The 6,578-nt window shown below is 61.8% G+C and carries 6 protein-coding genes, 1 other RNA gene and 2 pseudogenes; 5 read left to right on the top strand and 4 right to left on the bottom strand.

Annotated features, from left to right (window positions below; translation table 11 throughout):
* The 3 genes and pseudogenes from EN994_RS13130 to EN994_RS13140 form a co-directional block, all read right to left on the bottom strand.
* A pseudogene (locus EN994_RS13130) lies at nt 1-400 on the bottom strand (VWA domain-containing protein); the annotation flags it as partial.
* A 6-nt stretch (nt 401-406) separates the two neighbouring features.
* Nucleotides 407-853 (bottom strand): GNAT family N-acetyltransferase, encoded by a 447-nt coding sequence (locus tag EN994_RS13135; protein ID WP_063169209.1) that lies wholly within the window; start codon nt 851-853, stop codon nt 407-409.
* A 65-nt stretch (nt 854-918) separates the two neighbouring features.
* A complete protein-coding gene (locus tag EN994_RS13140; RefSeq protein ID WP_245459099.1) occupies nt 919-1,743 on the bottom strand; it encodes a LysR substrate-binding domain-containing protein in 825 nt (274 codons plus the stop codon).
* Between the two features lie 175 nt (nt 1,744-1,918).
* On the opposite strand from EN994_RS13140, the gene EN994_RS13145 reads away from it, so the two are divergent.
* On the top strand, nt 1,919-3,487 hold the full coding sequence (locus tag EN994_RS13145) for an MFS transporter (protein WP_063170360.1): 1,569 nt from the start codon (nt 1,919-1,921) through the stop codon (nt 3,485-3,487).
* Between the two features lie 15 nt (nt 3,488-3,502).
* Here the strand turns inward: EN994_RS13145 and EN994_RS13150 are convergent, their stop codons facing one another.
* The gene (locus tag EN994_RS13150) at nt 3,503-4,342 is read right to left on the bottom strand and encodes a MoxR family ATPase (protein WP_063169207.1); all 840 of its coding nucleotides are present in this window, start codon (nt 4,340-4,342) and stop codon (nt 3,503-3,505) included.
* A 147-nt stretch (nt 4,343-4,489) separates the two neighbouring features.
* Between EN994_RS13150 and ssrS the strand changes: the two genes are divergently transcribed.
* From ssrS to EN994_RS13170, 4 genes and pseudogenes are all read left to right on the top strand, one after another.
* A non-coding RNA gene (gene ssrS / locus EN994_RS13155) (6S RNA) lies at nt 4,490-4,645 on the top strand.
* Nucleotides 4,646-4,741: 96 nt separating this feature from the next.
* A complete protein-coding gene (locus EN994_RS13160) occupies nt 4,742-5,329 on the top strand; it encodes a 5-formyltetrahydrofolate cyclo-ligase (protein WP_024502903.1) in 588 nt (195 codons plus the stop codon).
* Nucleotides 5,330-5,399: 70 nt separating this feature from the next.
* Nucleotides 5,400-6,224, top strand: a complete 825-nt coding sequence (locus EN994_RS13165) for a YmdB family metallophosphoesterase (RefSeq protein ID WP_024502904.1) — start codon at nt 5,400-5,402, stop codon at nt 6,222-6,224.
* A 74-nt stretch (nt 6,225-6,298) separates the two neighbouring features.
* Nucleotides 6,299-6,578: pseudogene (locus EN994_RS13170) on the top strand (TerC family protein); the annotation flags it as partial.

A 6,578-nucleotide genomic window follows, 5' to 3' on the forward strand; every position in this document is an offset into this window, starting at 1 on the left:
ATTTCGAGCCGCCCTGGTGGCGACCTTTTTGCTCCTCGAGTCGCTGTTTCAAAGTCTCCATCAGCTTTTCGAACCCGCCGAGCGCCTCGACCAGTTTTTTCTCCTCGTCGGTCAGGTGCTTTTCGGCGAGGCGGCGCAACCATTCCTCGGGGATATTGGCGACGTCCAGCGCGTCCGGTCCGCCCAGCGCTTCAATGCCCTTGAAGACATGCGCGAACACCTGGTCGAAGCGGTCGATGTGGCGCTCGTCCTTCACCAGGGCGGCGCGGGCGAGGTAATAAAAACCTTCGACGTCGTAGTCGACCAACCCGGCTTCCAGCCCTTCGAGCAGCGACAGATATTCCCTGAGCGAGACGGGAACGCGTGCAGCCTTCAGTTCAAGGAAGAAGGGGATGAACATGGCCGGTTACAGCAAATCATACTCGATGAAGCCCGTGCGGCGGGCGACGTGGTCGTAAAGCTTGCGCGCGGTGGCGTTGGTCTCGTGCGTCATCCAGTAGACATTCTTGACGCCGATCTTTGCCGCCTCTTCCTTCACTGCGTTGATAAGGGCGGCGCCGATCCCCTTGCCGCGCACATCCGGGTCGGCGAACAAATCCTGCAGATAGCAGTTGTTTTTCTCCGACCAGCCGGAGCGGTGGTACAGGAAGTGCGTGAGACCGACCGCCTTGCCGTCCAGTGTGGCGATGAAGCCTTTTGGCTCGAATTCGCCCGGAGTGAACAGCCGCTTCCAGGTGACGGCGTAGACCTCTTCCGGCAGCTTCGTCTCATAGAAGGTGAGATAGTCGGTCCACAGGCGCCGCCAATCGGCGTGGTCGGACTGCGCGAGCGGGCGGACGATTATCTCGGACATTTCGTTCCCTCTGAAGTCTGGAACCCGATCCATACCAATAGAATCGGGATCAGGAACACCCTTGCCTATTCGGCAGGCGAATTATATTCGCGAAAAGCGGTCGCGAGCATGTGCAGCGCCTCCCGCGCCCGCGGCGGCAGAGCGTGCGACTGCAAAACGATCTCGGACGGGGGAATTGGTGGCAGGCCGAGTTTGCGGCCCACCTCGATCAAGCCCGGGGGCACAACCCGGTAAGCGAGGGCGGAAAGGGCAAAGCCCGCCGATACCGCGATGTTGACGGCAGCGCCGCCGCCGCCGACGAAAGCCTCATTCCAGGCGATGCCTGCCCGGTCCAGCGCTTCGACCGCTCTCATACGGTCCGGGCAATTGCATCTGGTGCTTAAAAGAGCCAGGCGCAGGGGCGTGCCTGGTCGCCATTCGAAGCCAGGTGCCGCGAACCAGCCATAGTGGGTGCGCGACAAAGCTTCACCGCGTCGACTGTCATCTTCCTGGTGCACAATCACCGCATCGAGTTCGCCGCGATCGAAAGCTTCTTCCAGCATGGAGCTGGTATCGATCCGTATGTTGAGCGCGAGCGACGGATCGTGGGCATGAAGCTGGGCGATCAGCGTGGAAAGCTCAGGCCCCGCGACATGATCGACGAAGCCGAGCGCAAGCCGACATGGCGCCGCGGAAAATTCCGCGACGGCGCGTTCATGGGCGGCAAGGAATTCGCGGGCCACGGGCAGGAAGACAGCCCCCCTTTCCGACAGTGCCACGCGGCGCGGGGTTCGTTCGATCAAACGTGCGCCGAGCTTTTCCTCGAGCCGCCGCAACTTGACGCTGATCGTCGCCTGGGTGCTGCCAAGTGCTGCAGCCGCCCGGGTGAAGCTCTGCAGGTCGGCCACCATGACGAAAGTGCGCACGGCATCGACATCGAGACTGGCCATCTCCGTCATTCCATTTTGTTATCTCTGAAATAGAAATGCATAGTCTTTTTTCATAGTAAAGCCTCGTCTATGTCATCTCGACCGCAGTTTGAAGAGCCAGCCCGGTTCCAGAATGCTTCGACAGAAAGTGATCGACATGACGTTTCAAATCGACCGAAACACCGTTGCGCTTGCCGGGGCCTGCCTTGCCTCGCTGCTGTTCGGCCTCGAAATCTCCAGCGTCCCGGTGATCCTTCCGAAACTGGAAAGCGTGCTCGCCGCCGACTTCAAGGATCTGCAATGGATCATGAACGCCTACACCATTGCCTGCACCACGGTGCTGATGGCGACAGGAACGCTGGCCGACCGCTTCGGCCGCAAACGGGTGATGGTGATCGCCACCATCGCCTTCGGGCTGGCCTCACTGCTGTGCGGCCTCGCGCCGAGCGCTTCGCTCCTCATCATTGCACGCTTCCTGCAAGGCCTGGCGGGAGGGGCGATGTTCACTTGCAGCGTGGCCGTCTTGTCCCACCAGTTTCAGGACGGCAGCGAACGCGGCAAGGCTTTTGTGGCCTGGAGCGTCGTCTCGGGGATCGGGCTTGGCTTTGGTCCCGCCATCGGTGGATTGATCGTCGCGTTCTCGAGCTGGCAGTGGGTGTTCCTCATCCATGTGCCGCTTGCCATCCTTGCGCTGGTCTTCATCGGTGCCGGTGTCACCGAATCACGCGACCACAATGCCCAGAAGCTTGACCGTGCCGGTATCCTGACGCTCTCGTTCGCGGTGTTCGGCTTCTCCTATCTGATCACGCAAGGGGCCGATCTCGGCTCTGGTGCCCGCATCGGCGTGGCAAGTGCTGCCGTGCTGGCCTTCGCCGCGTTCCTCGTTGCCGAGAAGATCAGCCCCTATCCGATGTTCGATTTCTCGGTGTTCCGGATCCGTCAATTTTCGGGAGCGATCATGGGCGGCATCGGCATGAATTTCAGCTATTGGCCGTTCATCATGTATCTGCCGATCTATTTTTCGGGTGTGCTCGGCTACGACAGCACCACGACCGGCCTGCTGCTGCTCGTCTACACGCTTCCCTTGATGCTGATGTCCTCGACCGCCGAGCGCCTGCGCGCCCGCTATCAGGCGCGGGTGGCGATCCCGCTCGGGTTGCTGACATTGGGGGTCGGCTTTATCGCCATGAGGATAGGTTCGAGCCTTGAGGGAGCCAGCTGGCTGACCATGCTGCCCGGTACGCTGATCGCCGGTATCGGTATCGGCCTCACCAACTCACCGACCACCAACACCACGACGGGTTCGGTGTCGCCGGATCGCGCCGGCATGGCTTCGGGCATCGATATCAGCGCGCGGCTGATCACGCTCGCCATCAACATCGCGGTGCTGGGCCTGCTGTTGACGCAGGGAATTGCTTCCTATCTCAAAACCGCATTGGGCACGGCCCTTGACCCGGACGAATTGCGCGCGTTGGCGGAAAAGATCGCCACCGGAAATCTCGATGGCCTCTCCCAATATTCGCCCAGGCTGGCGACCCTCGACCCGTCCGGCGCGCTTGCGCATGCCGCCTTGGTCAACGGTTTTGGCTGGGTCATGCTCTATAGCGGGATCGGCGTTCTTGCCCTTGCCGTCATCAGCTTCGTCGTCTTCGGCCCCAGAAACGTCGCGCCGCAAGAGGCAAGGGACCGTCATCGTGCTCAGGGCGCAAGCGAAGCTCGATCGTAGCAAGTGCCCGGCGCCTCACCCTTGCCTGCGCGCCATGAAGGCAAGCCGCTCGAACAGATGGACATCCTGTTCGTTCTTCAGCAATGCGCCATGCAGCTTGGGCAACGCGTTCTTCGGGTCGGCGCGCAGATCCTCGGGCGCGATATCGTCGGCGACCAGCAGGCGGATCCAGTCGAGCGCCTCGGAGGTCGACGGTTTTTTCTTCAGCCCCGGCACTTCGCGGATCTCGTAGAACTGGGTGAGGGCTGCCCGAACCAGGTTCTGCTTGATGCCGGGATAGTGGACGTCGACGATTCTGTGCAGCGTGTCGACGTCGGGAAAGCGGATGTAATGGAAGAAGCAGCGGCGCAGGAACGCGTCCGGCAACTCCTTCTCGTCGTTGGAGGTGATGATGACGATCGGCCTGACGGCGGCGCGGATGGTTTCGCCGGTCTCGTAGACGAAGAACTCCATCCGATCGAGTTCCTGCAGGAGATCGTTTGGGAATTCGATGTCGGCCTTGTCGATCTCGTCGATCAAGAGCACGACCTTCTTGCCGGCGGCGAAAGCCTCCCAGAGTTTGCCGCGCTTGATGTAGTTCCTGATGTCGTTGAAGCGCTCGTCGCCCAACTGGCTGTCGCGCAGCCGCGAGACGGCATCATATTCGTACAGGCCCTGCTGCGCCCGCGTCGTCGACTTGACGTGCCATTCGATGAGGTCGAGGCCGAGTGCAGCCGCCACCTGGCGGGCCAGTTCCGTCTTGCCGGTGCCGGGCTCGCCCTTGACCAGCAAGGGCCGCTCCAGCGCGATCGCCGCATTGACGGCCACCATCAGATCCTTGTCGGCGACATAGGCCGCCGTGCCTTCGAAACGCATTCTTGCTCCTCGGTTGGTCATCGCGACCGTAAGGACGAGGCCGTGCCTGTGCAAGGGTGAGGTGTTGGCGGCGCGAGGGCCTGAACCAACACGGAAAGAGTGCCCGTCTCACTGGCGCTTAGCCGGCCGGCAGCCTATATTGGGCGGGACGGTCTGTGCTTCCCGGCAGGAGAACATTTTCCCCGGGGCCTTAACGATCCTTAGGGAGCTGTCCCTGGGAAGACCCGTGGGTTTTCTCACACGGCGCCCACCTACTTTGTAGGTTCCCGGGATCGCTCTCTCCACCGGTTGTGTGGATCGTCACTTATTGCCACGCGTCCCGCATTTCGGTGGATGATTGCGGTGGAAAACGTCGCTCCCAACACTCCATCCAGATCTGACCTTTTCTACCCTGACTGCATGACCTCTCTCAAAGACCTCAAAAAGCAGCTTCGCCGCGAGGCCCTCGGACGCCGCGATGCGCTCGACGAATTCTGGCGGGTGGAGGTCGCGCTTGAAATGGCAGAGACGGCACGCGATCACCTCCACATTGAGCCGGGCCAGATCGTTTCCGGCTTCTGGCCGATGCGCTCGGAAGTCGACGTCAGGCCGCTGATGTTTGCCTTGCGCGAAAGGGGCGCGCGGCTTTGCCTGCCGGCCATTCTCGACAAAACCACGATCGTCTTTCGCGAACTGGTGCGCGGCGCGCCGATGGTCGAGATGGGTTTCGGCACGGTCGGCCCGCATGAAGAAGCAGAAGTGCTCGACCCCTCGGTGATGCTGGTGCCGCTCGCCGCCTTCGATGCGCGCGGCCATCGCATCGGCTATGGTGCCGGCTATTACGACCGCGCCATCGCCAAGCTGATCGACAAGGGACAGCCGCCGCGGCTGGTCGGCATCGCCTTCGACTGCCAGGAGGTGGCAATGGTGCCGGATGAGGAACATGACGTCGTCATTCCGGAAATACTGACCGAGAGCGGGTTGCGCCGCTTCGCGTCAAAATTGTAGATAAAAGGACGCATGATCTTTCACAGACGTCATGCAGCTTTTGCTTCGCTGACCTTCGGTGCGGGATCATATGAGACTTCTCTTCCTCGGTGACATGGTTGGAAAGACGGGACGGACGGCGGTGTGGGAACAACTGCCCGGCTTGATCTCCGACTTCAAACTCGATTTCGTCATCGTCAACGGTGAGAACGCCGCCGGCGGCTTCGGCATCACCGAAGATATCTTTCGCGAGACGATCGCGGCCGGTGCGGATGTCGTCACAACCGGCAACCATGTCTGGGACCAGCGCGACGCACTCGCCTTCGCGCCGCGCGAAGAGCGCTTCCTGCGCCCCTCGAACTTTCCCAAGGGCACGCCCGGGCGCGGCTCCGGCGTCTACATCGCCAGGAGCGGCGCGCGCGTGCTGGTCGCCAACATCATGGGCCGGGTGTTCATGCATCCCGAACTCGACGATCCCTTCCAGGCCGGCGAACGCGAGCTTGCCGCCTGTCCGCTCGGCGAGCAGGCGGATGCCGTGATCATCGACTTCCACGCCGAGGCGACCTCGGAAAAGATGTGCTTCGCGCATTTCGTCGACGGCCGTGCCAGCCTCGTCGTCGGCACCCATACCCACCAGCCGACCGGCGATCACCAGATCCTCAATGGCGGCACCGGTTATATGTCCGACGCCGGCATGTGCGGCGACTATGATTCCTCGCTCGGCATGGACAAGGAGGAGCCGCTCAACCGGTTCCTGTCGAAAGTGCCGAAAGGCCGCTTCGAAGCGGCGACCGGACCGGCGACCTTGTGCGGCGTCGGCGTCGATATTTCCGACCGCACCGGGCTGACCGAGCGGATCGCGCCGTTTCGTCGCGGCCCGCGGCTGGAGGAAACCGCACCGTCCTTCTGGTCATGACATTGATATAGGCACGCTTAGTACCTAACTGCCGGCGACACTGCTCTAGATCGTTAAAAGAGGGGACGACCTCCATGCAGCTCATCGAATTCCTGGCGCCGCATTTTCAATTTGTGTCCGATCCAACCGCCTGGGTCGCGCTGCTGACGCTGATTGTGCTCGAGGTCGTGCTCGGCATCGACAATCTGATCTTCATCTCGATCCTGACCAACAAGCTGCCGGAAGCACAACGGGCCCGTGCCCGCCGGCTCGGCATCTCGGCGGCGCTGATCATGCGGCTGGTGCTGCTGGCCACCATTTCGATCATCGTCCAGCTGACCACGCCGGTATTCACGGCCTTCGGCCATGGTCTGT

The organism is Mesorhizobium sp. M7A.F.Ca.CA.002.09.1.1 (assembly GCF_003998555.1).
GTDB lineage: Bacteria > Pseudomonadota > Alphaproteobacteria > Rhizobiales > Rhizobiaceae > Mesorhizobium > Mesorhizobium ciceri.